The 26,186-nt window shown below is 36.7% G+C and carries 26 protein-coding genes and 2 pseudogenes; 13 read left to right on the forward strand and 15 right to left on the reverse strand.

Translation table 11 applies throughout. From position 1 onward, the window contains the following. Positions 1-20 precede the first annotated feature (20 nt). Positions 21-1,562 carry a multicopper oxidase family protein gene (locus AC3ANV_RS18520; protein ID WP_488310157.1) on the forward strand — a complete coding sequence of 514 codons (1,542 nt, stop codon included), beginning with the start codon at positions 21-23 and terminating at the stop codon, positions 1,560-1,562. Here the strand turns inward: AC3ANV_RS18520 and AC3ANV_RS18525 are convergent. The 3 genes from AC3ANV_RS18525 to AC3ANV_RS18535 form a co-directional block, all read right to left on the reverse strand. Beyond that, entirely contained in the window at positions 1,559-2,575 is a 1,017-nt protein-coding gene (locus AC3ANV_RS18525) for an FUSC family protein (protein ID WP_488310158.1), read from the reverse strand. The genes AC3ANV_RS18520 and AC3ANV_RS18525 overlap by 4 nt on opposite strands. Before the next feature lie 356 nt (positions 2,576-2,931). Next, positions 2,932-3,261: a YnfA family protein gene (locus AC3ANV_RS18530; protein WP_488314271.1), complete on the reverse strand. Its 330-nt coding sequence runs from the start codon at positions 3,259-3,261 to the stop codon at positions 2,932-2,934. Between the two features lie 439 nt (positions 3,262-3,700). Next, a complete protein-coding gene (locus tag AC3ANV_RS18535) occupies positions 3,701-4,144 on the reverse strand; it encodes a GNAT family N-acetyltransferase (protein ID WP_488310159.1) in 444 nt (147 codons plus the stop codon). A 90-nt stretch (positions 4,145-4,234) separates the two neighbouring features. On the opposite strand from AC3ANV_RS18535, the gene AC3ANV_RS18540 reads away from it, so the two are divergent. Then, the gene (locus tag AC3ANV_RS18540) at positions 4,235-4,576 is read left to right on the forward strand and encodes a hypothetical protein (protein WP_488310160.1); all 342 of its coding nucleotides are present in this window, start codon (positions 4,235-4,237) and stop codon (positions 4,574-4,576) included. On the opposite strand, the gene AC3ANV_RS18545 is transcribed toward AC3ANV_RS18540, so the two are convergent. After that, entirely contained in the window at positions 4,573-5,196 is a 624-nt protein-coding gene (locus AC3ANV_RS18545; RefSeq protein ID WP_488310161.1) for a TVP38/TMEM64 family protein, read from the reverse strand. The two genes, AC3ANV_RS18540 and AC3ANV_RS18545, sit on opposite strands and share 4 nt — an antisense overlap. Before the next feature lie 175 nt (positions 5,197-5,371). Continuing rightward, complete coding sequence (locus AC3ANV_RS18550) at positions 5,372-5,956, reverse strand: C40 family peptidase (RefSeq protein WP_488310162.1); 585 nt, start codon at positions 5,954-5,956, stop codon at positions 5,372-5,374. Between the two features lie 392 nt (positions 5,957-6,348). On the opposite strand from AC3ANV_RS18550, the gene AC3ANV_RS18555 reads away from it, so the two are divergent. Further along, positions 6,349-7,524 carry a TIGR04053 family radical SAM/SPASM domain-containing protein gene (locus tag AC3ANV_RS18555; protein WP_488310163.1) on the forward strand — a complete coding sequence of 392 codons (1,176 nt, stop codon included), beginning with the start codon at positions 6,349-6,351 and terminating at the stop codon, positions 7,522-7,524. 144 nt (positions 7,525-7,668) lie between these two features. On the opposite strand, the gene AC3ANV_RS18560 is transcribed toward AC3ANV_RS18555, so the two are convergent. Beyond that, positions 7,669-8,367, reverse strand: a complete 699-nt coding sequence (locus AC3ANV_RS18560) for a DUF421 domain-containing protein (protein ID WP_488310164.1) — start codon at positions 8,365-8,367, stop codon at positions 7,669-7,671. A 231-nt stretch (positions 8,368-8,598) separates the two neighbouring features. Here AC3ANV_RS18560 and AC3ANV_RS18565 point away from each other — a divergent pair, with 231 nt between their 5' ends. After that, the gene (locus AC3ANV_RS18565) at positions 8,599-10,131 is read left to right on the forward strand and encodes a hypothetical protein (protein WP_488310165.1); all 1,533 of its coding nucleotides are present in this window, start codon (positions 8,599-8,601) and stop codon (positions 10,129-10,131) included. Positions 10,132-10,145: 14 nt separating this feature from the next. Further along, positions 10,146-11,096, forward strand: coding sequence for a magnesium/cobalt transporter CorA (gene corA, locus AC3ANV_RS18570; protein WP_488310166.1), 951 nt, complete (start codon positions 10,146-10,148; stop codon positions 11,094-11,096). Positions 11,097-11,194: 98 nt separating this feature from the next. Here the strand turns inward: corA and AC3ANV_RS18575 are convergent, their stop codons facing one another. Next, positions 11,195-11,506: a hypothetical protein gene (locus AC3ANV_RS18575; protein WP_488310167.1), complete on the reverse strand. Its 312-nt coding sequence runs from the start codon at positions 11,504-11,506 to the stop codon at positions 11,195-11,197. A 249-nt stretch (positions 11,507-11,755) separates the two neighbouring features. On the opposite strand from AC3ANV_RS18575, the gene AC3ANV_RS18580 reads away from it, so the two are divergent. The 7 genes from AC3ANV_RS18580 (at position 11,756) to tatC (ending at position 18,478) form a co-directional block, all read left to right on the forward strand. Beyond that, on the forward strand, positions 11,756-12,805 hold the full coding sequence (locus AC3ANV_RS18580) for a M42 family metallopeptidase (RefSeq protein WP_488310168.1): 1,050 nt from the start codon (positions 11,756-11,758) through the stop codon (positions 12,803-12,805). A 347-nt stretch (positions 12,806-13,152) separates the two neighbouring features. After that, on the forward strand, positions 13,153-13,302 hold the full coding sequence (gene dltX, locus AC3ANV_RS18585) for a teichoic acid D-Ala incorporation-associated protein DltX (protein ID WP_488310169.1): 150 nt from the start codon (positions 13,153-13,155) through the stop codon (positions 13,300-13,302). A gap of 18 nt (positions 13,303-13,320) precedes the next feature. Continuing rightward, positions 13,321-14,835 (forward strand): D-alanine--poly(phosphoribitol) ligase subunit DltA, encoded by a 1,515-nt coding sequence (gene dltA / locus AC3ANV_RS18590; protein WP_488310170.1) that lies wholly within the window; start codon positions 13,321-13,323, stop codon positions 14,833-14,835. After that, positions 14,832-15,989 (forward strand): D-alanyl-lipoteichoic acid biosynthesis protein DltB, encoded by a 1,158-nt coding sequence (dltB, locus tag AC3ANV_RS18595; protein WP_488310171.1) that lies wholly within the window; start codon positions 14,832-14,834, stop codon positions 15,987-15,989. Before dltA ends, dltB begins: the two co-directional genes overlap by 4 nt. 16 nt (positions 15,990-16,005) lie before the next feature. Continuing rightward, positions 16,006-16,242: a D-alanine--poly(phosphoribitol) ligase subunit 2 gene (gene dltC, locus AC3ANV_RS18600; protein ID WP_488310172.1), complete on the forward strand. Its 237-nt coding sequence runs from the start codon at positions 16,006-16,008 to the stop codon at positions 16,240-16,242. Continuing rightward, complete coding sequence (dltD, locus tag AC3ANV_RS18605; protein WP_488310173.1) at positions 16,239-17,441, forward strand: D-alanyl-lipoteichoic acid biosynthesis protein DltD; 1,203 nt, start codon at positions 16,239-16,241, stop codon at positions 17,439-17,441. Before dltC ends, dltD begins: the two co-directional genes overlap by 4 nt. Before the next feature lie 290 nt (positions 17,442-17,731). After that, positions 17,732-18,478, forward strand: coding sequence for a twin-arginine translocase subunit TatC (gene tatC, locus AC3ANV_RS18610; protein ID WP_488310174.1), 747 nt, complete (start codon positions 17,732-17,734; stop codon positions 18,476-18,478). Positions 18,479-18,490: 12 nt separating this feature from the next. Here the strand turns inward: tatC and AC3ANV_RS18615 are convergent, their stop codons facing one another. Both AC3ANV_RS18615 and AC3ANV_RS18620 read right to left on the reverse strand, forming a co-directional pair. Beyond that, the gene (locus tag AC3ANV_RS18615) at positions 18,491-19,111 is read right to left on the reverse strand and encodes a hypothetical protein (protein WP_488310175.1); all 621 of its coding nucleotides are present in this window, start codon (positions 19,109-19,111) and stop codon (positions 18,491-18,493) included. Positions 19,112-19,209: 98 nt separating this feature from the next. Beyond that, positions 19,210-19,815, reverse strand: a pseudogene (locus AC3ANV_RS18620) (DUF2238 domain-containing protein). A 178-nt stretch (positions 19,816-19,993) separates the two neighbouring features. Here AC3ANV_RS18620 and AC3ANV_RS18625 point away from each other — a divergent pair. Continuing rightward, positions 19,994-20,209, forward strand: coding sequence for a twin-arginine translocase TatA/TatE family subunit (locus AC3ANV_RS18625; RefSeq protein WP_307408863.1), 216 nt, complete (start codon positions 19,994-19,996; stop codon positions 20,207-20,209). A gap of 73 nt (positions 20,210-20,282) precedes the next feature. Here AC3ANV_RS18625 and hmpA read toward each other — a convergent pair whose 3' ends face one another. The 6 genes and pseudogenes from hmpA to AC3ANV_RS18655 all read right to left on the reverse strand — a co-directional run bounded on the left by hmpA (position 20,283) and on the right by AC3ANV_RS18655 (position 26,182). Further along, positions 20,283-21,560: an NO-inducible flavohemoprotein gene (gene hmpA, locus AC3ANV_RS18630; RefSeq protein ID WP_488310176.1), complete on the reverse strand. Its 1,278-nt coding sequence runs from the start codon at positions 21,558-21,560 to the stop codon at positions 20,283-20,285. Positions 21,561-21,714: 154 nt separating this feature from the next. Then, positions 21,715-22,275: a hypothetical protein gene (locus AC3ANV_RS18635; protein ID WP_488310177.1), complete on the reverse strand. Its 561-nt coding sequence runs from the start codon at positions 22,273-22,275 to the stop codon at positions 21,715-21,717. 360 nt (positions 22,276-22,635) lie between these two features. Next, complete coding sequence (locus AC3ANV_RS18640) at positions 22,636-23,004, reverse strand: VOC family protein (RefSeq protein WP_488310178.1); 369 nt, start codon at positions 23,002-23,004, stop codon at positions 22,636-22,638. 131 nt (positions 23,005-23,135) lie between these two features. Beyond that, a pseudogene (locus AC3ANV_RS18645) lies at positions 23,136-23,522 on the reverse strand (CAP domain-containing protein); the annotation flags it as partial. 775 nt (positions 23,523-24,297) lie between these two features. Further along, positions 24,298-25,278, reverse strand: coding sequence for an ABC transporter permease (locus AC3ANV_RS18650; protein ID WP_488310179.1), 981 nt, complete (start codon positions 25,276-25,278; stop codon positions 24,298-24,300). Beyond that, a complete protein-coding gene (locus AC3ANV_RS18655; protein WP_488310180.1) occupies positions 25,271-26,182 on the reverse strand; it encodes an ABC transporter ATP-binding protein in 912 nt (303 codons plus the stop codon). The genes AC3ANV_RS18650 and AC3ANV_RS18655 overlap by 8 nt, the downstream gene beginning before the upstream one ends. Positions 26,183-26,186 lie beyond the last annotated feature (4 nt).

Below are 26,186 nucleotides of genomic sequence, written 5' to 3' on the forward strand. Positions count from 1 at the left end.
ATGTTGTAAGGGGCGGTTACATGAAGTTGACAAAATTTAAAGACCCGCTGCCTATTCCTCCTTTTTTAAAGCCGAATAGGCGTACAGGGGCATACACCTATTATGAAGTTCTAATGCAGGAATCAAAGCAGTCTTTGCATAGTGAATTGCCGAATACAACCATTTGGGGATATGAAGGGATTTATCCCGGCCCCACGATTGAAGCAGAGAAGGGAGAAAGGGTTTATGTCAAGTGGATGAATGATCTGCCGGAAAGGCATCTTTTTCCGATAGACCATACCGTTCATGGTGCTGAAAAGGAAAAGCCTGATGTCAGAACCGTTGTCCATCTGCATGGCGGCCGAACGGAACCAGCCAGTGATGGCCATCCTGATGCCTGGTTCTCAAAAGGTTTTGCCAGTCGAGGACCCTTTTACGAAAAAACGATTTATGAATATCAAAATGGACAAAGTTCTCGTACGCTTTGGTACCATGACCATGCCATTGGGGTGACGCGGCTGAATATTTATGCCGGATTGGCAGGATTTTACTTTATTAGGGATTCTCATGAACGTTCCTTAAATCTTCCTTCAGGCAGGTTTGAAATTCCGTTATTGATTCAGGATCGTTCCTTCCATGAGGATGGTTCTTTGTTTTATCCGGAGCAGCCTAAGGATAATAAATCCGGAATAATCCCTTCAATCATTAGCTCCTTTTTTGGTGACAAGATTGTTGTGAATGGAAAGGTTTGGCCATATCTTGAAGTCGAACCAAGAAAATACCGTTTCCGCATGTTAAATGGTGCAAATGCCCGCTTTTTTCGGTTAACCCTGGATTCGGGGCAGCTGTTTTTTCAGATTGGGAGTGATAGTGGTTTTCTTGAACACCCTGTGGGCGTAAAATCGGTGCTGCTTGCACCTGCTGAGCGTGCAGATGTAATTATTGATTTTTCTAATCTTGGAGGAAAATCCGTCACATTAAAAAATGATGCGCCAACACATTTTCCGATTGGTGACCCTGTTGATCCTCAAACTACGGGGATTGTCATGCAGTTTCGCGTTACAAAGCCGCTTTCCAGTATTGATACGAGTGTGATTCCGGCCAATATGGGAACCATATATCGGCTCCCCGAACAATCAGCCATTCAAAATAGATATTTAGAATTAAGCGAGGAGAAGGACTCGTACGGAAGATCCTTTTTTCTCTTAGATAAAAAAAAGTGGGATGATCCGATAACAGAAAACCCACGTCTTGGCTCAACCGAGATCTGGAATTTTGTTAATACAAATAGGGATGATCATCCGATACATGTTCACCTTGTCCAATTCCAAATTCTCTTAAGACAGCCGTTTGATGTGAACCATTATAAAAAGACAAGACAAATCAAATACACCGGGCCGCCCATACATCCTGATTTTGGTGAACGCGGCTGGAAGGATACAGTTAAATGTCCCCCAGCCCATGTGACAAGAATCATTATTCCGTTTTCCCCCTTTACCGGACAGTATGTTTGGCATTGTCATATGCTTGAACATGAGGATTATGAAATGATGCGCCCTTATCGGGTACTGCCTCCAAGCTAAACTTTGTTTCTCGGAAGTTCATCCATTTTTTTCAATAAACTAATGGTTTCATGATATAAAGCGACGTGAAATTGTTGTTTCTCGAGTTCCGGTTCTAGGGAAACCAGTAATGTCTCATATGAAGGATCTAATTCCGCCGGGTTTTCTTTTGTTTGAAAAAATGGACTCAATGCTTTAAACTGCTTTGCCCAAAGTGTTTGCTGAAACGGTGTCATTGTCCCGGCCTTAGACCAAGCCATTAAGATTCCAACAATCGCAGATACGTATGTATACCCCTGTGTTAAGTAATAAATTCGTTGTTCGCATTCCTGCAGCTCTTTTTCGCTCTTTTTTGCTTTAGGGTTATATTTTAGACTATCTGTTGCATCCTGGATATAATTTTTCACTTGATGAAGTTCCTTAAGCAGCTTCTTCGTTTTCAGTTGAAGATTGTAACCTTCGTTTATTTCAAGACTAGTTTGGACCCAGTCTGAAATTTGATTGAAGGTTGTTGTTAAATGAGCACAGATCTGTTGAATGCTTTTTGAAGCCTGCTCTGTAAAATTGGGTGGCGAGATGAGCATATGAAGGAGTACAGCTATAATAGCACCAATTAAGGTATCACGAAAGCGGTCGAATGGGTATTCACCTGACTTATGACCCATGACAAACACAAGCAAAACGGTCAATGCAACCTGATGGATCGCTGTTTCATCCCGTTTGAGCCATTTTGCGATAAAACTTCCTATTAGAATTAAGACTCCAAGCGACCAACCATTTACGTTTAAATATGGAGTAAAAAGAACGACCACGGAAATGCCTATAATGGTCCCAACCATCCGGTGATAGGAGAACCGAATGGATCGATTTACGGTTGTTTGTAAGCAAAGGATAACGGAAATTGGAGCTAAATACGGATGGTGGGACCCAGCCAACTTCGCTATTTCCCATGAGAGGGCAGAGGCAATTGCCATTTTCCATATTAAAGTTGTTTTATTTTCCATTTGTTTTTCTAGTTGTTTACTTTTTTTCACTAACTACCATCCCCATGATAAAAAATCAGTACTTTCACCTAGCTTTACCACTTACAACAGGTTTATCCGAAGCGGACGAGAGAACTCCATATAACCATCTTTGACCGGACATTTAAAAGGTTGGAAAAAGCATGCTGAGTATTATTATTTCTCCGATTACAGGAAAATGGATTGATAAAAAAGGAGTGAAACAGCCTCTTATGGCAGGTTCGTTTTTATCGATGTCGGGGTAGTTGTTTTAAGGCTATTTTTCTAGGGGCGCCTTATTGGGAAATGGGCTTGCGATTTTCTTTTTCAGGATTAAAATTTCTAAAAACAGAGCGTGGGTAGAACCGCGCTCCAAAATTTTTTTATTGTTATGGGTGCCTGGGTGCCCATAACATAACGGCAACACCTACTAGGCAAATGAAAGCACCTATCCAATCATATTGGTCAGGGGTTTTTTTATCAACTCCCCAGCCCCAAAGAACCGCTAAAATAATAAATACGCCGCCATATGCAGCATATACTCTTCCGAACGATGGAAAGGTTTGTAATGTCGGGATAATCCCATAAATTATTAAGATGATGCTTCCCAGAATGCCGTACCATAAAGGCCTACCGTCACGAAGCCAAAGCCACACCAAATACCCGCCGCCAATTTCAGCAATACCGGCCAAAATAAATAATAGAATTGCGTTAAACATCATTATCACTCTTTTTATTGAAAATTATGTCCATACCACAAGGACATTTATTCAGAAATGTCCTCCTACGGTGCCTGACACCGCATTAGTTTTTTAATGTTATCTTTTGGGTCCCAACAATTGAATTTGTAGTCGGTTTTGGTTTCGTAGCCTAAACGGCTACAAAAATATGCCATTCCATTCGGCTTTTTCTTAAAGGTAATGTGCTTGCATGTTGCACAGCAATGGAAATTTTTCATTGTAATCCCCATTTCTATTTTCTTAAACTATTAAATATTCTTTCATAGATTGTTCATATTTTTTCGTTAAGATAAAAACAGGTTCAGCAACGAGCCTCACTTCCACCCCCTTTTAATATAGATTTTGTTTGTTACCCGGCATATGGCCGGGTAATTTTTTTGACTATTAGCGGATCCAACTCTCGTATTAGCAGGATCTTCTAAACTTTTCTCTCCATATATATTTCAGGATTATTGATCACTTTAAAACCGAACTGAGCATAAAGTCCATGGGCATCATTTGTACATAACAGCAGTTTCCCGACATCTTTAAGCTCAGATTGTTCTGTCACAATGCCCATCAACCATTTTGATAATCCTCTACCACGATATTCATCAAGAATAAAAACATCCATAATATAAGCAAATCTAACAAAGTCACTGGTAGCACGAACAAAACCCACCTGCCTTGCTTCCCCTCTTACCGGATTCCCTTCGTAAACTCCAAAACAGATGGATGAATGATCAATTGATTTTCGGACAGACTCTACTGAAATCCCTTTGGCCCAGTATGAATCCACACTCAGAAAATGATGAATGACATCAATATCAAGGTGCTGTTTATCAGTATTAATTGTAAAACCATCCTTCTCCCAAAAAGACATGCTTCCATCACCTTTCCTATGCATAGGTATACTATTTCTCAACCCTGTCAATAACAATAGCAAATTACGAATAAGGTAGGGTGTATTTTCATGAGGAGTATTTATTTTATTAATGAACGGATTTGCTTAAACGGTTTATCAAAAGAAGAAAGTTTTTCCATCCAAGAACAATCAATTCTAAAATATATTCAAGATCAAAATATTCAAGTCGTAAAACTTAATCCATATCAGTTAAAAGACTATTACACCATCCCACATGCACTTTTGTACGATTTAAAAAAGGCTAAAATGCAACTTGATTGTTTTCTGTTCCATTCTTTCGAGGTTATGGAGGATTTTATCTATTCCTATCCGGCAAAGTGGCTCATATTAAAAAGCTTTTTTACAGATGTAGTTTCACTTAATGATCATCCTGTTAGGAAAGTGGTCTAACTTGTTTTTGACATTTTCCGATAAACGATGACAAAATTAATCAGGAAGACAATTACTAAATAAAGACCGTATAAACCAACAGAATAAAGCTTGTTGCTGCTAAACGATGCACCAACATAGGATAATAGGAGAATATTCGGAATTTTCCCTATGGAAGATGCTGTAAAGAATGTCAACCACCTGACCTTACTTAAACCACAGATGGTATTAACAACAGGTGCCGGAATCACAGGAATTAATCGAGATGTTAAAATTGCTATAAAGGAATTTCTGTTAAAAAAACCTTCGTACTCCTGAACCTTTGGGTATCTCAATAGTTTTTCCCGGGCAAAATCCCGAAAACCATACCTGCTTAAAAAGAAAAAACCCATTGTACCGACCATCGCTCCTGCTAATGATACAACCGCCCCCTGGGTTGTACCAAATACTGCTCCAATGATTCCGGCTAAAACCGTAAACGGAATGATTGGAAAAAAAACACAGATAGCAACAAGAAGCATACTAATAAAAACTGAAATGGTTCCTCCTTCTTTAATAATGTGTAATAATACATCTTTCTGACTGAAGCCGATTGCAATGATTAATACTATAATCCCTATACTAGTTATTCTTTTAACCATGGTTCTCTCCGTCCATTACTTTTTTAGTTAGTTTGTTGTTGGAAACGAAACAGAAACTATTGAATTACTTTAAAAGAAACCAATTTAAGTATAATGCTAAAGTTTTTATTCTCAAACCTAAAAATCCAATTTTTTTAAAAAGAAAGGCCCTCTATCGTTGATAAAGGGCCTTTTCTTAAAAAGCTGTTCTTACACCTAAATAAATTGGTTTCCAGTACGTTGTTGATATGTCAGCAATTGTAACTCCTTTAGAACCGGAATGAATCATTTGGTTATTGCCTAAATAGATTCCGACATGCGATACTCCCGTTCCACTTGTATGAAAAAATACAAGATCGCCGATATTCGGGCTGGAAATAGAAGTCATTCCTGCCCATTGAGTAGCTGTTGTCCTTGGAATGGACAAACCTACTTTTGCATACACGTATTGGGCAAAGCCGCTGCAATCAAAACCAGCCGGGGTGCTTCCTCCCCATAAATACGGTGTACCTATGTATTTTTTTGCCTCAGTGATGATTGCCTGCCTTTTTGCAGCAATTGGTGCTACCAATGATAGATTCTGATTTACATAGATTGTATCACTTGTTAGATGATTCCATAGCTTTAAATTGGAAATGGAAACGTTGGTTGTTTGCGAGATTTTCCAAAGTGTATCCCCGGATTGGACGGTGTAAACAGTTCCCTGTGCACTTGCTTGTGCACCAAATGCAGAAAACAAGATACCGGCAGTTGCGACAGCTGTTAGTAGATGTTTTTTCATAAAAGAACTCCTTTATTCTCGTGGTTGTATTTTCATCATAATAGAGTCAGATGTCTGACAAAACCTCTAAAATGTGGTGGTAGTGGAATTACATCCCTCGCCTGGTAATGAAAGCCCTTTATGTAACAAACAATAGAAAAGCACCCAGCCCTTGTAATGAAAGGGAAAACTAATAATTTTTCCGAAAAATTATTGATAGATTGTAATACTGTTGTAATGTAATTGTAACAGTTTATCGTATAGTAGTTTTTACCAAGTGATTAAAAGCACTTGAATGGAATGTAGAAATATTGTAACAAACCAGCCATGCACGGTTGGCTGACAAATTTATAATAAACCTAGAGTAACAATTTTAATGGTTTTAAAAATAACAACGAATCATGGTGATGAAGATGCAAGGAATAAGTAAAGGACATCTACACGGAATGAGCCACCCTCATAGACATGGAAAAGTTATTAATTATGATGTAAACCCATTTATTGTTATTTGGGAGGTTACAAGAGCCTGTCAATTAAAATGTGTACACTGCCGGGCAGATGCACAAATCACACCTGATCCAAGGGAATTATCTCATGAGGAAGGTATTAATTTAATTGATCAAATCTATGCAATGGATAATCCGATGCTTGCCGGCGGTGACTGCATGATGAGAGAGGACCTTTTTGAGCTTGCAGACTATGCTGTAAAAAAAGGCATGCGGGTTTCAATGACACCGAGTGCAACTGCAAATGTAACAAAGGAAAGAATGGAACGTGCCAAGGAAGTGGGGCTTTCTCGTTGGGGCTTTAGTTTAGACGGTCCAATTCCGGAAATTCATGACCATTTCCGTGGAACACCCGGTTCATTTGATCTGACCCTTGAAAAAATTAAATACTTAAACGAATTAGATATGCCGCTTCAAATCAATACAGTTATTTCCCGTTATAACTTTGATCATCTTGAAGAAATGGCGAAATTGGTAGGAGAACTGAAAGCAGTCATGTGGTACATTTTCTTGCTTGTACCAACAGGTAGAGGCCAATTAGATGCTTGTATTAGCCCTGCAGATCATGAAAAGGTGTTCCGCTGGTTGTATGATCTAAGCAAAACTGCACCGTATGACATAAAAACTACCGCAGCACAGCATTATCGCCGTGTTGTCCTGCAACAGAAAACACGTGATCATTTAATTAAAAAAGGCGAAATTCGTTACGAAGATTCCATTACAACTGATTTTGCTTCCATGCATGACGGCCTAAAACGTGCTCCAAAAGGTGTGAATGATGGTAATGGCTTTGCGTTTGTTTCCCATATTGGCGATGTTATGCCAAGCGGTTTGCTTCCTATTGTCGGCGGAAACGTGCGTGATACCCCGCTGGCAGAGATATATCGTGAAGCAAAAGTTTTTAAGGATTTACGACAGCCTGACAACTATAAAGGCAAATGCGGCGTCTGTGAATATAACAAAATGTGTGGCGGTTCCCGATCACGGACCTACGCTGTTACGGGCGATTATATGGAAAGCGAACCTTTCTGCGTTTATATTCCACAATCGATGAGAAATAAAGAAACTGCGCCAAGTTTGTAAACCTCATTTGTTCTTAATTTTATGGCTATGTTAAAGCTCATTGTCGATTTTACTCCCTATGCTGATTGGAGCTTAAATCAACAGGCAAGTTTAAAAATGCCCATTCTATAAAAATGAAAGAGGCTGACTTTTCTCAGCCTCTTTTTAATGAATGAATTGATCCGATCGTTTATCAATATACAATGAACCATCCTTTTGAAGTTCAGCATAAAAAACTTCCGAAAGAGTGGTACCTGATTGGATTAACTGCTCATCTAACCAGTTTCTGTTTAAGTTTAATTGTATTAAATTATCCTCAATTACTTTTCCGTCCGCAATGAGTTGGATTGGAATCGGAGTGTGCTGTTTTTTTGCCTGTTGAATGGGAATATCCTCTTGCTTCAAGGGTTGTTTTGTATCTTTTAAAAGGACAGATAACTCACCATTTTTTTCGAAAATAGCATAATTTACATCTGTAATTGAGAAAACATCTTTTGTTCGGAGCAGCAGGTTTAGCTCATCCATATCCAGCCTCATTTTTTTCAACTCATGTTCCATAATTTTTCCTTGCTTAATAATGATGCTAGGCTGCCCATCAAGAAAAAAGCGGAACTTTCTTGATTTGATATCGATAAACCCTACAATCAAAGTTAATCCACACCATGTTATAAGACTTCCTATCCCTGTTGATAGTTTTATGTTTGAATCTACTGACACTGCACCGGCGACAGCCCCTATTGAAATCCCTGTAATATAATTAAAAAATGTCAGCTGTGAAATCTGCTTTCTTCCCATTAACCTGGTTAATAGCAATAGGACAAAAAATGCCGCTGCTGCCCTACTAAATACTTCGACAATATTCATTAAGTGTTGACACCTTCTTATTTATTAGTCTTAATCTTTTTTATGCCATGTATCTGCCTCTCTTAAACTTCTTTGCTCATAATTTCCCTTGTTAATTGTATTTTATTCCCACGGCAAAAAAACTTCGTTTTCACAGGAGAATTTACTTCATTCTTAGTTTTCCGTTTAAGTATGAAGCAAAACGGGAATCTTGTTTTTAGATATCATTTATCTATGAAAGGAAAATTTTTTATGGAGCGAATTGAGCTAAAAGAAAAAACAGTATCTACAGCCATTTTTCAATTTCTTTTTCCTTTTTTTATTAAGGATGCTTGCGACCAAAATATATTTTCCTTTTTAAAAAAGAATCATTTTACCGCTTTTCGATTAGGTCATATAGAAGATGAAACAGCCTACTACGGAAAGTATCAAGTTTCCCATCGTGACCTGGAAGCCTTTTTTCCTCCTTTAACAAATAAAATCCTTTTCCCGCTTTCCGATCAGCAAAAAGGTTTTCAAAGGTTTTCGAAAGCACTTAAACTAAATGGAATACTCACAACGGAGCATCTCCATCAGCTTTTCCTAATTCATTCTATTGATATTACTTTATGTCCTTTCCAACTCGGTTTTCTAACCATCCGTACCGAAATAACATGCTCGGAAAACCTTTCTTTTTCCCATGCACTTGAGTTTGCTGCATGTTTTCGTGAACTTGGTTCCAAAAAATCGAAACAAAAGAAGCTACAAATTGAAATGGATGGAAGAATTACCACACAATTAGAGAAATTATTGTTTGAAGATCTTGTTCCTGATTTGACTGATTTCATAGACAAGGAGCATTTGCAAGGAGCATGTTTTAAATCGATTCCATTTATTGAACAAGAAAGGATGTATGTTCAATCCCTGTTAGCTTTTAAGGAGGAAGAACCCATTGAGATTGTTGATGTTTATCGTTCAGCAAACCTATGCGGACTAACTCAAGCTGGAAAGCCATATGTAACAGCCAATAATCTTGGTTATATTCAACAATGTTTTAAGCAGCACGGCTATGACCGCTTAACACCGAATACATACTATTACGTTGAAGAGAATTGTTTTTCCTGTATAACCAATGAGCATACGGATATAAAAAATGAGTTAGCAAAGCAATTATTCGGGGAATTTTATTATTTACTCCTATTAACTCTCTTTCAAAAATTCGTGTTTTATAAAATTGCCAATGACTATTCGAAGATAAATATCGAACAGGATTCTACGGAAATTGAGAACTTGATTTATAAAATCAATTCCTTTACCTCCAATTATTTGTTTTTTATCTTTCCTGCTCAATCACAAGGCAAAGATTTTTTAAACCTATTTAGAAATTCCTTTTCGATTGACTTCTTATATAATGAAACAAAGGAAACACTTTTTAGTTTATTTAAATATGAAGAAAACACGGTAACCAAAAGAGACAGCTTTTTATTACTTATTTTGACCATGTACACAGTCATCTGCGGAATTTTTAGTATGAACTTGTTTACTGATGATTTAAAAGGGAAAATTAAATGGCACCATATGATGGCTTACAATCCATTTGAATACTTTGCCGTTTTTGTTGCATTTAGCGGATTAATTGTATCAATTATCCTCGGGATTCAGAGTTTAATCCAGGGAGTGAAAGATCGAAAAAACAAGAAAAAATGGGTTCATCAAACCGTTTTATCATCAAAAAAAAATAAAGTGTGTTTAAATTGTGCTTTCTCGTCCATTTCGTTTATATTTTATCTTATGAATGATCTGTAAATTAAGGAGAAACTATGATTCGAACGATTGCAGTAAACAAAGATTATCAAATAATAAGAGACCTCAATATTACTGAATTGGTCGGTGGAGACTATCGATGGTACTGGATTGATTTCTATCAACCTGATGAAAGCGAAATTGAATTTTTAAAAGAACCGCTCCATTTTCACCCTTTAGCGATTGAGGATTGTATCCATCATTTACAACGGCCAAAACTTGATTACTATGAAGGATATGCTTTTTTAGTTACCCAAGCTTTGAATCCAAAAACCATTACACGAGAGGAAGTTGATTTTTTCCTTAGTCGAAACTTTATTGTTACCTTCCATCATCAATCCTCAACAGAAATTGATGAAGTTTGGAAACGATTTAACCTTGCTGAAAAAGTTAATAAATGGGATCCTTCTCATGTGTTATACCATTGTATGGACAAAATGGTGGACAATTATTTTCCGCTTGTTTATCAAATCGAAGATACGTTAGATGAAATTGATACCAACTCCAAGGGTAGATCGATGGAGGCTTTGCTTAAAGATTTATTTGATACCAGGCATGATCTTTTATCATTAAGGCATACGATTACACCGATGAGAGATCTCTTGTATAGGATTCTTAATTCTCAACGACTGACAAGTCTTGAAGGAAAAATCGCCTACTTTTCAGATATATATGACCATTTACTGAAATTAACGGAAATGATTGAGGCCAACAGAGAGCTGACCACCGATATTCGTGATAGTTATATTTCCATCAATTCCAATGAGTCAAATCATGTCATGAAGGTGTTAACAGTCATCACAACCATCTTCATGCCCCTTACATTCATCGTTGGGGTTTATGGAATGAATTTTCATTATATGCCTGAGCTGACATGGAAATACGGCTATTTCGGAGCACTCTTTATCATGTTTGTCATTGCGCTGTGGATGACACTGTGGTTTAAGAAAAAGGGATGGTTTAAATAAGAAAAGCGCAAGCAGCTGTGCCGGATAATTCTCAATGTTCGAAATTTATTAAATTATATCTATGAAATAAATAAAGACTAGCACCGGCTAGTCTTTATTTATTTCCAATTTTTATATTCAACTGTTCCGCCTGTTAAATCAATTGTATTACGGTCCCCTTTATAATAGGTTTTGCCATCTTTTTCATAAAGCAGATTTTCATACGTGAAAACCTTTTGCCCACTTGGAAGTCCAATTACCACTTTACGACCTAAATTTTCCGAAGGAGCCTCAATCCTTATTGTATTTTGGTAATAATATCGAAACACAAAGAAACCAACTGTTAGCAAGATGCTTGTCAATATGAAAAAAAATGGACCCTTCCAGAAAAATTGCTTTGGTTTGTCATGATATAGTTCTAATCTGGTCATTTTTCTCCTCCCATTTGTTTGTAATTTACTGATTGTTCATTTCCCCTCACTATTTTTTAAATAGTTAGAATAATTCCATTTATGCCCAACTATTCGCAAATTATCCTTGGAACTTACTAAAATTTGATCATTAGTAAGACTATGCAGCACTATTGCAAAAGTTGACTAGGAAAGCTGTATGTTAAAACACATGGTATTTAAAATAAGATGTATAATAAAAAAAGATTAAATAGGAGAGGAGAATTCATATTGACTTACCCAAATACTGCTGAAACTTTTAAATTAATCACTGATTTAGTGTCCATTCCGAGTCCGTCAGGTAATACAAATGAAGTGATTTCCTTTGTAGAAAAATTTCTTGCCGAACTTCAAATTGAATCAAGGAGAAACCGGAAAGGCGGCTTACTCATAACTTTGAAAGGGAAAGATTATACCAGCCATAGGATGCTTACCGCACATGTAGACACATTAGGGGCAATGGTGAAGGAAATTAAAGCAAATGGCAGGCTCAAAATAGACCTAATTGGAGGTTTTAAATACAATTCTATTGAGGGTGAATATTGCCAAATTGAAACGAGCAGCGGAAAAAAATATACAGGAACGATTCTTATGCACCAAACATCCGTTCATGTTTATAAGGATGCAGGAAAAGCGGAACGAAATCAGGAGAACATGGAAATCCGCTTAGATGAAAAAGTACATAACGCAGAAGATATTAGAGCACTGGGAATTGAAGTAGGAGATTTTGTATCGTTTAACCCACGGGTTGAATTAACGCCGAGTGGATATATTAAATCCCGCCATTTAGATGACAAAGCAAGTGTTGCCATTCTCCTTCAATTAATTAAACAATTAAAAACTGAAAATATTCTTTTACCGTATACGACCCACTTTTTGATTTCAAACAACGAAGAAATCGGATATGGAGGAAACTCAAATATTACACCGGAAACAGTCGAATATTTGGCAGTAGACATGGGGGCAATCGGAGACGGACAATCAACAGACGAATATACGGTCTCCATTTGCGTAAAGGATGCAAGCGGACCCTATCATTATGAATTGAGGAAAAAATTAGTACACCTTGCTGAGGAAAATAAAATTGATTATAAATTGGATATTTATCCGTACTATGGTTCAGATGCTTCCGCTGCAATTCGCTCAGGTCACGACATAGTCCATGGTTTAATCGGCCCGGGAATTGATTCTTCCCATGCTTTTGAACGAACACATCAATCATCCATTGAAAACACTGCAAAGCTTTTATATTATTATGTACAATCAGACATCACACGTTAAAACCAGGCAGTGCCTGGTTTTTTCATAGAAAATTCTGTTGAATTTTATTCAATGGCTTAAAATATTTCTTGCCCTTGTTATATTCCTCTATTATCCTATTAAGAGAAAGAAAGCCAATAATAAAATTTAATAATTTTCTCATCAATTTTTAATGCAAAGAATGGTAAACGGCATTATGATAATTAAGTCAGTTTAACAAGGGAAACAATAAGTGTGAACAATAAGGAATCCAATACACTTAGCCACCCTTCTATATGGGTTGATTATTTTATTACTTTTTCAAGATACTTAATTTCTAATCGAAAAGTTCATAATTTAGACAAAAATATTTTGCGGGGTTAAAAACCATGATTGAAAAAATAAAGGCTTTTTATTCTAACCAAAGGGTTAAATGGCTTAGCAGATTTTTGTATTATTTGTTAATCCTCCTTTTTTTATTTTTTATGTATGGATTCAATGATGCAAGTGCAGGTACCTATATTTATAATGATTTTTAATGACGGAGGTAGCATCTTATGAAATTGATATCTGCTATTCAAGACATAGCAAATACAAAACCGGAAACTTTAGCCTATATTTCTCCGGAAAAAGAAATCACTTACGGGGAATTATGGAAACATTCAGAGCGCATCGCTTCCTATCTCTTAAACCAAAGCTTTCAAGCTAAATCACCGATTTTGGTTTACGGTCACATGGAGCCCGAGATGCTTATTTCCTTCTTAGGGTGTGTGAAGTCCGGGCATCCCTATATACCAGTAGATACGTCTATTCCGATGGAAAGAATAGCAAAAATCATCGATAGTGCTAAAACTGAATTAGTAATAAATGTGACTGATAAACCTTTATTGCTCGACAATCAAGCGATTCCTGTGATGTCACCGGATGAAATCTTACTATCTCCATCAGTCGATGTAATAGTGGACTCTTTCAACTGGGTTGACGATGATGATAATTTCTATATCATATATACGTCAGGCAGCACAGGTAATCCTAAAGGTGTGCAAATTTCTGCAAATAATTTGCAAAGCTTTGTCGATTGGATGGTTAAGGACTTTCCGATTACGGGTCAATTGCGCTTTTTAAATCAAGCTCCCTACTCATTCGATCTTTCGGTTATGGACCTTTATCCTGCCCTTGCAAGCGGTGGGAATGTTTTTGCGATTACGAAAGAAATGATTGCCCGACCAAAAATTTTATTTGAAGCATTAAAAAGCTCAAATACACAAGTGTGGACCTCTACTCCATCTTTTGTACAAATGTGTTTAATGGATCCATCATTTAATGAAGAATTGCTTCCGGAGGTTACCGTTTTCCTTTTTTGCGGTGAGATTTTACCCGTATCAATTTCCCGGCAGTTAATGGAAAGATTTCCAAAGGCATCTATTTTTAACACTTATGGTCCAACTGAAGCAACGGTGGCTATTACAATCGTTGAAGTTACTCCGGAGATAATCGATACCTATTCAAGCCTTCCTGTTGGAATGCCGAAGGAAGACACCAAACTTTTACTGGTTGATGAAGATGGAAATGAAGTGCCGGAGGGAGAAAAAGGAGAAATTATTATTGTTGGCCCCAGTGTAAGTAAAGGGTATTTAGGAGAACCGGTGCTGACGGATAAAGCCTTTTTCCAATTTAACGGACAGCAGGCTTATAGAACCGGTGATGCGGGATATATGGAGAAAGGGTTCCTCTTTTATAAAGGCAGGATTGACTTTCAAATCAAGTTACATGGCTACCGAATGGAATTAGAGGAGATTGAACATCATATTGCTAAATCGAAATATGTAAAAGCTGTTGTCGTGATTCCGATATATCAAAATGATAAAATTGAATATTTATCTGCATCCATCGTCCCAACAGAACATACATTCGAAAAAGAATATCAATTAACAAGTGCAATTAGGAATGAGCTTGGTGAGGTGCTTCCAGCTTACATGATTCCAAGAAAATTCACTTATCATGAGGAACTGCCAATGACACCAAACGGTAAGGTTGACCGAAAACAAATTAGAGATAAGGTATTGCTATGACACCATATGGTTCTTTTACGTTCTTTTTTATAATAGCCGTTTTATTAGCACCAACTGTAATCCTAGGTCTGCGAGGGAAAAGATTCCATACCTATAACATGATTGTAACGGTCATTGCGCTTGCGATTATTTTTTCGACCAAATTAAATGGGGCTATCGCCCTTATTCTTTTCACGATTTGGCAAGTCCTTTTAATTAAGGGCTATCTTGCTTATCGGAAAAAAGCAAACCAGGATTTGGTTTTTTATGTAGCAGTCATTGCATCTATCCTTCCCTTGGTTATTTCCAAGCTGTTGCCTTATTTTCATCAAATAAACTTTGTCGGATTTTTAGGAATTTCCTATTTAACCTTTAAAGGAACGCAATTAATCATGGAAACAAGGGATGGATTAATTAAACAGGATATTCCACTGGCAAGATTACTCTATTTTATCCTGTTTTTCCCGACGATTTCATCCGGTCCAATCGATCGCTATCGCCGGTTTGATAAAGATTTACAAGCTGAATTAACACCGGAACAATACAAACTATTCCTTTATGATGGGATTAATAAAATCTTTCTCGGTTTTTTATACAAATATATTATTGGCTATTCGATCAATCATTTTTTCATTGCCAATATAGGGTTTATTGCCAATAGTTATTTCGAAAATCATCTTTATTACATGTATGCCTATAGTCTATACTTATTTTTCGATTTTGCAGGATACAGTAATTTTGCGATTGGCGTTAGTTACATCATGGGAGTCAAATCACCGGAAAACTTTAACAAGCCTTTTATCAGCCGAAATATCAAAGACTTCTGGAATCGCTGGCACATGAGTCTCTCCTTCTGGTTTAGGGATTATGTATACATGCGTTTTGTATTTTGGATGACAAAGAAAAAATATATTAAAAACCGCAATATTGTTTCTAATCTTGGTTATATTTTACTATTTTTATTAATGGGACTATGGCATGGATTAGAAATTCAGTATATAATTTATGGTGTCTATCATGCTCTGTTAATGGTAGCTTACAATTCCTTTGAACGTTTTAATAAGAAACATAAATGGTGGCCGCAAAATAAATATACACATGTTGCAGCGATTATTATTACGTTCCACTTTATTTGCTTTGGGTTTTATATTTTTTCAGGACAATTTATTCATTAAAGGAGTTTAAATCACAATGGAATTTAAAAATGAAGTAATCAATTTATTAGCAGAAATTTGCCAGGATGATGTAGTAAAGGAAAATCCCGATATCGATCTATTTGATTCAGGTCTATTAGATTCTTTTGGAACAGTAGAACTACTTGTTCAAGCAGAAGAACGCTTTGGCATTACGGTTCCTATTACCGAGTTTGACCGCGATGTATGGAATACTCCAAATAATATCGCTTTACAGTTGGCTGATATGAAATGAAAAAACCTTTATTTTCGCCGATAATAATGGCCTTTGTCGTTCTTTTTATTCTGGCGATTATTCCGAATAAATGGATTGAAAGTTTTATTCCAAAAAGCAGAATCAGTCAGGCTGCAACCGAATTAAATCCATTCATGTTTCAAGGTAAATATGTACAAGAAAAAATGCTTGAAGATAGTCATTACTTACCGATGTATGGTTCGTCGGAACTAGCAAGACTTGACCGTTTTCATCCTTCCAATTATTTTCAGGTGACAAAAGCAGGATTTACACCGTTTCTTGTTGGTCGCGGCGGAACGGAATCCTTGATTCATTTTATGAATTTTTCGGAGCATATTGATTCGCTAAAAGGGAAAAAAATAGTATTTGTTTTGTCCCCTCAATGGTTTCAACCTAGAGGGACCGATGAATCACATTTTGTCCCGAATTATTCGTCTTTACAAGGTTATGATCTCGCTTTTAACAATAAGGTTAATCCGGAAGTAAAGAAACTGGCTATAAAACGGTTATTATTGTTTACACCTGTAAAAGATGATCCAATTTTATCAACACTTTATAAAGCTGAGATTTCCAGCGATGCTTGGACTAAACAAAAAGCATCCCTGGTTCGTCCTTTTGCATTTGCCTATCGAAATTTATTAGAAAAAAAGGATCTTTTTTACACTTTTGCCGGCGGTGTGCCGCGCAGCCGGGAGATTAGCCCCCAAGTAAAGCATCAATCATGGGATCAATTAGCTAAACAGGCTGATCAAGTGGGCGCTAAAAGTGCTACCAACAATCAGTTTTATGTAATCAATTCACAGTACAATAAATTTAAGAAAAAACTGCCTTCCTTAAGAAATTATCGACCTCATGCCACATATAAAAATTCCCCGGAATATCAAGATTTTCAACTGGTTCTTGATGTTCTTAAACAGTCTGGGGCTAAACCATTATTTATTTCGGTTCCAGTAAACGGAAAATTCTATGATTTTACAGGCTTTCCTAGATCTGGCCGAATGGTTTATTATAAAAAGATAAAAAACCAAATTGAATCTGAAGGCTTTCAGGTTGCTGATTTCTCTAATCATGAATATGATCCATATTTCATGAAGGATACCATCCATATTGGGTGGAAAGGCTGGGTTTACACTGATAAAGCGATAGAAGATTTTTATAAGGGAAATACAATAAAAGATGAAGTCGTTCGGGCTAAATAATCCGAACGACTTTTGTTTTATTCAAAGATTCTTTTGTTGGCTTTCCCGTCTGTTCCCTGTGATTTATTATTCTAAAGTGCTTCCCTTAAATTTTCCTTAAGTTTTTCTTAAATTCAATCTGAAGGGTTCATTCTATTATACTGTTTTGGTATGACCATAGTTTTTCTCTTGTTTTTGCGAATTTGTTAATATATAGGCAATAGATTTACATAGAAGAAACACAATAGATGTTATATAATCAATAAGGTACCATTACAGGATTCATATTCGTTGTCAATGAGGTGTGCAACTTGGCTGAAAAAGAACTTAATTTAATTGAACACATGGATGAACTAAGAAAGAGACTTATCATTACTGCAGTCGCTTTCATTGTCTTCCTTGCAGTTGGACTTATTTATGTAAAAGATATATATAACTATTTTATGGGCGGTCTTGGTTATAAACTAATGGTTTTAGGACCAAGTGATATCATCTGGATTTATTTTCATATTGCTACTATTTTTGCGGCAGCTGCGACGATTCCGGTAGCGGCGTGGCAATTATGGTTATTTGTGAAACCTGCCTTAAAGCCAATAGAACAAAAAGTAACCCTGGCCTATATTCCGGCGTTGTTTTTCCTTTTTATCGGCGGATTGGCGTTCGGATATTTTTTCATTTTTCCAAATATCATGAGGTTTCTTGTAAACCTCGGTAAGGATCTAATGACAACCTCTTTTACCGCAGATAAATATTTTAGTTTTTTAATTAATATGACCTTACCATTTGGATTCGCTTTCGAATTACCTCTTGTGATGATGTTTTTAACAACTTTAGGGATTGTTAATCCATTTAAAATTGTTAAGCTTAGAAAATATGCCTATTTACTTCTGGTGATAATTGCTTCAATGATCTCACCTCCGGAATTAATGTCCCATATTTCTGTAGCCATTCCCCTGATTCTTATTTTTGAAGTTAGTGTCTTATTATCAAAAATCGTTTATAAAAAGAAACAAAGAAACGAACAGCTTTTATATACAGAAGATGAAAATGTAAACTAAAATAAAAGGAACTCATTCAAGAGTTCCTTTTAATTTTAATTTTGGTTTCCTTTCAATATAGGACAGAAGGAAAATTAAGAATATTAACCCTGCTGCTGTTGCAATCACAAAGCCTCCGCCATGAATCAATATCGCTATAATCCAGACATAGCTCAATACATAGTGGATCTTTTTTAGGACTTTATTTTTTGAGCGCTTAAAGTAATAACCATATGCCCCAAGGCAAGCCATGATTAGAAAAGCAGCAATACCGGTTAAGGTGTTATGGTTAGAAAAATCAGTTATCAAATAGTAGCCTCCATGAATAGCGACAAGAATTAATCCACTAAATCCAAAAACGGTATGAAAGCTGTAGGATTTTTTTGCTATCGTTTTAATAAACTTCGTTGGACTTTTTAATTTTTTCTTTAATAAAAACCAAGAAAAACTTAATGCTCCTAAAAGAATGGCAATGTTACCTAGTAATTTAAAAATTCCAAGTCCCTCATCTTCATGTTTCAGCGGGCGGCTTCCGCCCGGCGGAGGACCTTGATGAGGCATAGCTGACTTCGTAAAATAAGAATAGCCTATTAACAAGATTCCAATTACGATTATTCCTATCGCCGGTAAATACTTTCTTATATTATTTTTCATTAAATATCCTCCCCGTTTGTAGCAGTCCTTTTCTTACGTTAAACTATTTCTTTAGAGTAGAATAAGAGACGAATCTTAAGTTATCCTTAACAACCGAATTATTTTAGCATTTTATTTTGTAATTTCGAAAGGAAGAGTAAACTTAGGATACTTCCAAGAACCGCCAAAGCCATGTCCCATTCAGAGTCCCATATGTCACCCTGGGTTCCAAGAAAATCCTTTGCTGATTGACCCAAAATTTCAGCTGCAATCTACTCAATGATTTCATAGCCGGCTGCTAAGGCTAAAACTACAGATAGGATTAGAAAAATAAGCAACTTAGAAGGCATTAAGTATGACTTCCGAATTAGGATTTCCCGAATTACCAAAGCGAAAAATCCTTTTGCAAAATGACCAACGCGATCATATTCATTTCTTTTTAGATTTAAATAATGTTTAATGTCAGTAAAAAGGGGCACTCTTTCGTAGGTATAGTGACCGCCAATCAACATTAGGATCATTAAAACCATTATGATAAGATAGGATAATGTAGAAAAAGCAAATTTACGATAGGAAAAAATAAGGATTAGAAGACCGATAAAAACCGGTGTGACTTCTAATATCCATGTAAATGGCTCTGCAGGTTTAATTGACGACCATATAAATACTAAAATGACAATTCCAAAGATGCTAATATGAATTTTAAAACGATTCTTTTCTACCATTCGCATTCCTCCGACTAGCAAGTTCATTATACAGTATGAAATGTTGGAACCGTTACTATTCTATCCTTCTTCCGGGATATGTAGGAATATCATTGCCGAAAAAAACTAGAACAATTTTAGAGAAAAAGTTATAATAGATGTGCCATGAAATAAACACTCATCGCTAGGAGATGAAATTATGTTTTCAAATATTGGATTTCCAGGGTTAATATTGATTCTCATTGTTGCCTTAGTGATCTTTGGTCCAAATAAACTCCCTGAAATTGGCCGGGCATTTGGCAAATCACTTCGTGAATTTAAGAAAGCAACTGAAGGTATAGCAGATGATATAAAGCAAGAAATTAAGGAAGATATCAGTGAGGCAAAACAAGAAAAAATCGACTTAAAAAAATAATTCTCCTGTAAAAAAAAAGTGCAAGATGAATTTCATTCATCTTGCACTTTTTTTAGATATTTTGTTTTGACCATTACTCCAGGCTTCCAAAGGAACCAAAAAATTCGAAATGGATGTTCTCATCCGGAATTCCCCATTGTTTTAATGCTTTATTGATCACTTTCATGAACGGCTCCGGTCCACAGAAATAGAAATCAGCCTCTTTTGTTGCTAAAATCTCTTGAAGCCACTCCAAATTAATAAATCCATCCTTGTCGTAGTTTTTCATTTCTATATCTTCTTCCAATGGCTTTTCATAAATTACGAAGGATTTCACGTTTTTATGATTCGCAGCAAGGTCATTGACATGCTTTTTAAAGGCATGCAGTTTACTATTAACCGCAGCATGAATATAGTAAACCGTTCGATCCGGATTTTCTTTAACAGTTGTATTAAGCATACACATCATTGGAGTAAGTCCGACCCCACCGCTAATCAAAACTAATGGAAGATCGGAATCCCTATTCAAATAAAAATCGCCTGCAGGTGCAGTAATCTGAATCATATCTCCTTCCTTTATATCAGAGTGTAAATAAGAAGATACAATCCCTGCAGGAATTTCTCCGTCCTTCTGATCCTCACGTTTTACACTAATACGATAATAGTCCAAACCCGGGCTGTCAGATAAACTATATTGTCTTAAATGAGTGTACTTTTCACTGCCAATATCCATTTTCACTGTAATATATTGACCTGGAATAAAATCCGCAATTTGCTTACCATCTTTGGACTTTAGGTAAAAGGATGTAATAACATCACTTTCTTTTACCTTTTTATCCACAACAAAATCTCGAAAACCTGCCCACCCGCCCGGTTTTGACTCGGTCGTTTTATACATACGGTCTTCCATTCTAATAAATACATCAGAAATTACTCCATAAGCATCTGCCCATGCATCAATGATTTCACTAGTTGCAGCATCCCCTAACACTTCTTTAATGGCGGCTAACAAATTTTCACCAACTATCGGATAGTGCTCAGGTTTAATTTGGAGACTTCGATGCTTTTCACCGATTCTCTCTAATACAGGCATAATTTGGGTGAAATCCTCAATATTGGCTGCCGCACCATACACGGCATCAGCTAATGCTTTTGGTTGGTGGCCTGTTATTTGGTGAGTCTGATTAAAGATATTTAACAATTCCGGATGTTCCTTAAACATTCGCTTATAAAAATGTTTAGTAATGGCTTCCCCATGTTCTTTCACGACTGGTAATGTGGCTTTAATGATTTCTAATTTTTTCGGATCCAGTGCTTTTACTTTTTCCAGTACCTCATGCCAGGTATTTTGGTCACTTTTAGTTACAGACATTTTTAGAGCTACCTCCTCTTCGCATTCACTTAAAAGTATTTCCTCCACTTAAAGGTACTAAAGTAGGTAAATTCTGTTATTTGTTTACACCTTTGTTAAAAATTTTAAAGGGTATTAAAAAAACGCCAATTCTGCTTGAATTGGCGTTTTTTATTTACTTTTTCATCATTTCTTTCATCATTTGGTTATGTTGTTTGTACTGGCCTAAGAGAAGATTTAAATTTTCTGCTGCTTTCTTTTTATCTCCTGAATCAACTGCTGTTTTTAAGTCATGGAAAGTTTTCCAGTGACCAAAATCTTTATCGCCATGAATCTTTTTAAAAAATTCCTCTTTCGTTAATTTGCCTTCCTCAAATAGCTTTTTTAGCTCCTGCATTTTTGCCAATTTTTGTTTTTTCCATTCCTCATGTTTTTTAGCAAATTCAGGGCTATGCCATTTTGCTTGAAGTGCCTTTTTTTCCGCCAATACTTTCGTCCACTCAACCTTTTTCTCCGGGGTGTATTGATCTACCCATGTAAGCAATTTTTGCTCTCTCTCAGCCATTTTTGCCTGCCAATCGCGATGCATATCATGATGACCTTTTCCATCATGACAATCGCAAGGAGCTTTTTCAGCATGCCCATCCTTTGGTTCCGGTGTAGTACCCGTTGCAGAAGCAAAGCCAGGTATTGATAATAACAACCCTAAGGCTAAAATCATTAATTTCATTTTCATATTCCATTTCTCCTTTCAAAATTTTACCTTGAATATTTTGTTAAACTAACTGACACGCATTTATCATGCCCGGTTTCTCAAAAAAAATTTACCAATTTGTCAAAAATTAAATTATAAAATACTTGAGAAGCAAGTCTATATGTCGTAAACTAAGAGTATAATTAATTTGTGAAATTTTTCACAAATTAGTTTAAATAAAATATTTATTGCGGTAATCCCTGGGCGGTTGGTTTTCCCCTCCCCTAACCGCCTATTGATTAGAATATCCCAAAAAAGTACAAGCCTTAATTCCCCCAATTTTAAGGCGAATGCCCTCTTCCATAATGCAAGGGGGCTTATTTTTATTAAGAGCATTTACTTTTACAGCCACTCCAGTAATTCTAGACGATTTCCAAAGGGATCCTCCAAAAAAATTCGGTTTGCCCCCGGCAGATTATCATCTTCTTTATAGGCAATATTTTTTTCTTTTAAATGTAATTTTAATTCTTCAAGATTTTCAACCACAAAAGCAGGATGTGCTTTTTTAGCTGGAGTAAACGGATCTTCTACTCCAATATGAAGTTGAAAGGTACTAAATTCAAACCATACCCCGCCTCGTTTCTTTAATTCCTCAGGCTTCTCAACTTCCGCTAACCCTAGGATTCCACTAAAAAATTCCCTTGCAGCCTCCTCGCATCCCTTTGGTGCAGCAAGTTGAATATGGTCTATTTTTCTAAAAGTAAATGTCATCTAAATCCCCCCGTTTTTTTAAAAAACTAATTATATTTTTATTTTATAAAAATTATAATTTTCAATCAAATTTAATTCTTCAAGAAAAAAAAGAGCTATTCCCTAAAAAATTTAGGAAATAGCTCAAGACATCATTTACCTATAAACATTTGCGACCAGTAATTTCCACTTTGTGTAAAACCAACACCAATATTGGTATAGTTAGGACTTAAAATGTTTCTTCGATGTCCTTCGCTGTTCATCCATGCCGTTACTACTTGCTGGGCGGTAGTTTGCCCCATTGCAATATTTTCACCGGCTGATTTATAAGTAACACCGAAGTCTCTCATCATGTCAAATGGTGAACCATATGTTGGGCTTGTATGAGAGAAATAATGTTTCGCTTGCATGTCGTTTGATTTCACCTGTGCCACTTTACTTAAAGAGGTATCTGCTTTTAATGCCGGCAGACCATTTTTTCGTCTTTCATTATTCGTTAGCTCAATCACCTGTAAAGCCATCTGACTTATCCCGGCTGTCGATGGGGCAGCGGGTGCCGAAGGTTGAGTTGCTTTTGGAACTGGTGCCGTAGCCTTTGGTACTGCCGGATTGACAGGTGCTGCCTGTTGACCGGTTAGTGGTGTGGTCGATTGCTGTGGCATTTTGGCCCCTGTCTGTCCAGTTGCCGGACCAAAGGTGTAATACCAGTAATTACCCTGCTGTACCCTCTTGCTATGAGGATACATATGACTTGGTGTTGCCGTACTGTATGAATTCGGGTCAATCGTAATAAACCCATAATTCATCGGTGTAATTTCTGATGTTGAAAAATCAAAGTCATTTGAGACATTTCTGGTGTTTACCCTGCCATTAGAAATGTTCTGATTATTCATAGAACCTAAGTGGCCTGATGTATTGTTTCTATTCGTCCCAATGTCGCCATCGTATAGACTCAAATTATCTCTCGTACCAACGTCACCTGTCGAAACATTAAGATTATTTAAACGATTAGTATCACGGTAGGAAACGTTGTTCAAGCGATTCATATCACGATAGGAAACGTTACGATAGTCCGGAGTTCTTAAATCCCCTGTGGACACATTTCTAGGTCCAGTAGCTGTATTATCAACATTGTTTTTGTTTGTGGCACATGCTGTTAACGAAGCTAACATAAGCGATGCTACAGCAATTTTTGTTTTTTTGAAGCCCATCTTGTCATACCCCCTCTTTTTTTAGAAGATACGTTTATTATCTTCTCCGTTAAAAATGAAAGTATAGATGGGAAATATCGAGAAAGATGGGTGGCAAAACTTTTTAGAACACATCTTTTTTAGTAAAAACAAAAAAGGAAACGAATAAAGCAGCAGCCCACCAAACAAATAGAACCATCAATGAAAATGACAGGGTCATTCCTTGTATAGGCGGTGCATTTCCTCTTATATAGTCGGTTAACGTCAAATTTACCATAAAAAAGTATTTTGCTGACTCCCAAGATGATACCATATTATTTAAAATTGCTCCGGATATTAAAGCCGCGAGCATAACACCCATACCTGCGGCAGTACTTCGAATCAAAACTGAAAGCATAAACGATAACGTTCCGACAACAACTGCAACAAACCAAACAAGTCCAAAATCCATTAATAAATACTGCCACAGCTTAATGAGTTTTACACCGGAAGTATTTAATCCTGTTTCCGTAACATTAAATCCTGTTAGAATCGGTGTACCCCAGCCTTTGTAGCCAAAAACAATTCCTGAAATGATGTATGAAAGGATCCCCGCAATCGCTATAATTAATGAAATTGCTAAGCAAAGAGTAATATATTTACTCAACAGAACTTTCCACCTTTTCACCGGTCTCGTTAAAAGCAGTTTTATTGAACCGAGACTGTGCTCAGATGAAACCAAATCACTTGCGATCACCATAACCATTAGAGGGATAAATAAATCAATTGAGTTTTCTAAAAATACTCTTATAAATGTTGGTGCACCGGGTTCTGACGGATTAATATCATGATCAAGGTAATATTGCTCCTGCTGCAGGGTGATTTGCAGCTGCTTTTTCCACTCTTCCTGCATTCTACTGCTGCTAAGGCGATTTTGCGTATCAATAATTTGCTGTTGTAAAATCGTTCTCCAGTCACTCGTACCTAATTTTTCTCTTTGTGTTTGTACGGTTTTATACTGCGCATATGTAAATAAGACAACGAGAACACCTATGATGATAGCAATAACAAAAAGGCGTTTTTTGGCTATTAGCTTCATCATTTCATTTTGGATCAGTTTATTCAATTGTGTCACCCCCGGTCAATTCGAGGAACAAATCTTCTAATGCGGGCAATTTGCGATTCATCTCTGTAACCGAAACACCAGCTTCCACCAGCCGTTTATTCCATTCGGCCGTTTTCGTTTCATCAAATTCCGTCAAAATGCTACCGTCCTCTTTTTCTTCAATTGCAGTAAACGAATTTAAGATTTCTTTACCCTTATCCAATGGTTGAAAATGCCAAACTACTCTTTCACGATTGGATAACAACTGATGAACCGTATCGATTCGAATGATTGTCCCTTTTGAAATAATCGCCACCCGGTCACATAGAAGCTGAATTTCGCTTAATAAATGACTTGATACAAGGACACTTAATCCCTCTTCAACTGCTAGATATCGAATAAACTGACGCATCTCACGAATTCCTGCAGGATCTAATCCATTCGTTGGTTCATCAAGGATCAGTACTTTTGGTTTTCCCAGCAAGGCCTGTGCAATCCCGAGACGCTGCCTCATCCCAAGGGAATACGTTTTTACTTTATCATGAATTCTTTCTGATAACCCGACTAGCTCCGTGACATAGCGAATCCGTTCCTCACCAATTCCTTCGAGCATACCGGCGAAATGATGCAAGTTGTCATAGCCTGTCAAATAAGGATATAATTCAGGATTTTCTACGATACAGCCCAAATTTTTCATCGCGGCCTGAAAATGATCGTAAATATTGAAACCGCAAATCTGAATCGTACCTGACGTAGGCTTAATTAAGCCTACGAGCATTCGGATGGTTGTGGTTTTCCCTGCACCATTTGGTCCGAGGAAACCGAATACTTCTCCTTCTTTTAATTCAAAGCTTAATCCCTTTATAATTTCTCGTTTCCCGATAATCTTTTTTAGGTTTTGAACAGATAAAGTTATTTTTTCCATTAAT

The sequence above is a fragment of the Neobacillus sp. DFD-2R genome (assembly GCF_057747865.1).

Bases quoted from the DNA above. Each gene is read 5' to 3' on its own strand.
- AC3ANV_RS18520 (WP_488310157.1), top strand. From the start codon at position 21: ATGAAGTTGACAAAATTTAAAGACCCGCTGCCTATTCCTCCTTTTTTA.
- AC3ANV_RS18530 (WP_488314271.1), bottom strand. From the start codon at position 3,261: ATGTTTAACGCAATTCTATTATTTATTTTGGCCGGTATTGCTGAAATT.
- AC3ANV_RS18535 (WP_488310159.1), bottom strand. From the start codon at position 4,144: ATGTCTTTTTGGGAGAAGGATGGTTTTACAATTAATACTGATAAACAG.
- AC3ANV_RS18540 (WP_488310160.1), top strand. From the start codon at position 4,235: ATGAGGAGTATTTATTTTATTAATGAACGGATTTGCTTAAACGGTTTA.
- AC3ANV_RS18545 (WP_488310161.1), bottom strand. From the start codon at position 5,196: ATGGTTAAAAGAATAACTAGTATAGGGATTATAGTATTAATCATTGCA.
- AC3ANV_RS18550 (WP_488310162.1), bottom strand. From the start codon at position 5,956: ATGAAAAAACATCTACTAACAGCTGTCGCAACTGCCGGTATCTTGTTT.
- AC3ANV_RS18555 (WP_488310163.1), top strand. From the start codon at position 6,349: ATGCAAGGAATAAGTAAAGGACATCTACACGGAATGAGCCACCCTCAT.
- AC3ANV_RS18560 (WP_488310164.1), bottom strand. From the start codon at position 8,367: ATGAATATTGTCGAAGTATTTAGTAGGGCAGCAGCGGCATTTTTTGTC.
- AC3ANV_RS18565 (WP_488310165.1), top strand. From the start codon at position 8,599: ATGGAGCGAATTGAGCTAAAAGAAAAAACAGTATCTACAGCCATTTTT.
- corA (WP_488310166.1), top strand. From the start codon at position 10,146: ATGATTCGAACGATTGCAGTAAACAAAGATTATCAAATAATAAGAGAC.
- AC3ANV_RS18575 (WP_488310167.1), bottom strand. From the start codon at position 11,506: ATGACCAGATTAGAACTATATCATGACAAACCAAAGCAATTTTTCTGG.
- dltX (WP_488310169.1), top strand. From the start codon at position 13,153: ATGATTGAAAAAATAAAGGCTTTTTATTCTAACCAAAGGGTTAAATGG.
- dltA (WP_488310170.1), top strand. From the start codon at position 13,321: ATGAAATTGATATCTGCTATTCAAGACATAGCAAATACAAAACCGGAA.
- dltB (WP_488310171.1), top strand. From the start codon at position 14,832: ATGACACCATATGGTTCTTTTACGTTCTTTTTTATAATAGCCGTTTTA.
- dltC (WP_488310172.1), top strand. From the start codon at position 16,006: ATGGAATTTAAAAATGAAGTAATCAATTTATTAGCAGAAATTTGCCAG.
- dltD (WP_488310173.1), top strand. From the start codon at position 16,239: ATGAAAAAACCTTTATTTTCGCCGATAATAATGGCCTTTGTCGTTCTT.
- AC3ANV_RS18615 (WP_488310175.1), bottom strand. From the start codon at position 19,111: ATGAAAAATAATATAAGAAAGTATTTACCGGCGATAGGAATAATCGTA.
- AC3ANV_RS18625 (WP_307408863.1), top strand. From the start codon at position 19,994: ATGTTTTCAAATATTGGATTTCCAGGGTTAATATTGATTCTCATTGTT.
- hmpA (WP_488310176.1), bottom strand. From the start codon at position 21,560: ATGTCTGTAACTAAAAGTGACCAAAATACCTGGCATGAGGTACTGGAA.
- AC3ANV_RS18635 (WP_488310177.1), bottom strand. From the start codon at position 22,275: ATGAAAATGAAATTAATGATTTTAGCCTTAGGGTTGTTATTATCAATA.
- AC3ANV_RS18640 (WP_488310178.1), bottom strand. From the start codon at position 23,004: ATGACATTTACTTTTAGAAAAATAGACCATATTCAACTTGCTGCACCA.
- AC3ANV_RS18655 (WP_488310180.1), bottom strand. From the start codon at position 26,182: ATGGAAAAAATAACTTTATCTGTTCAAAACCTAAAAAAGATTATCGGG.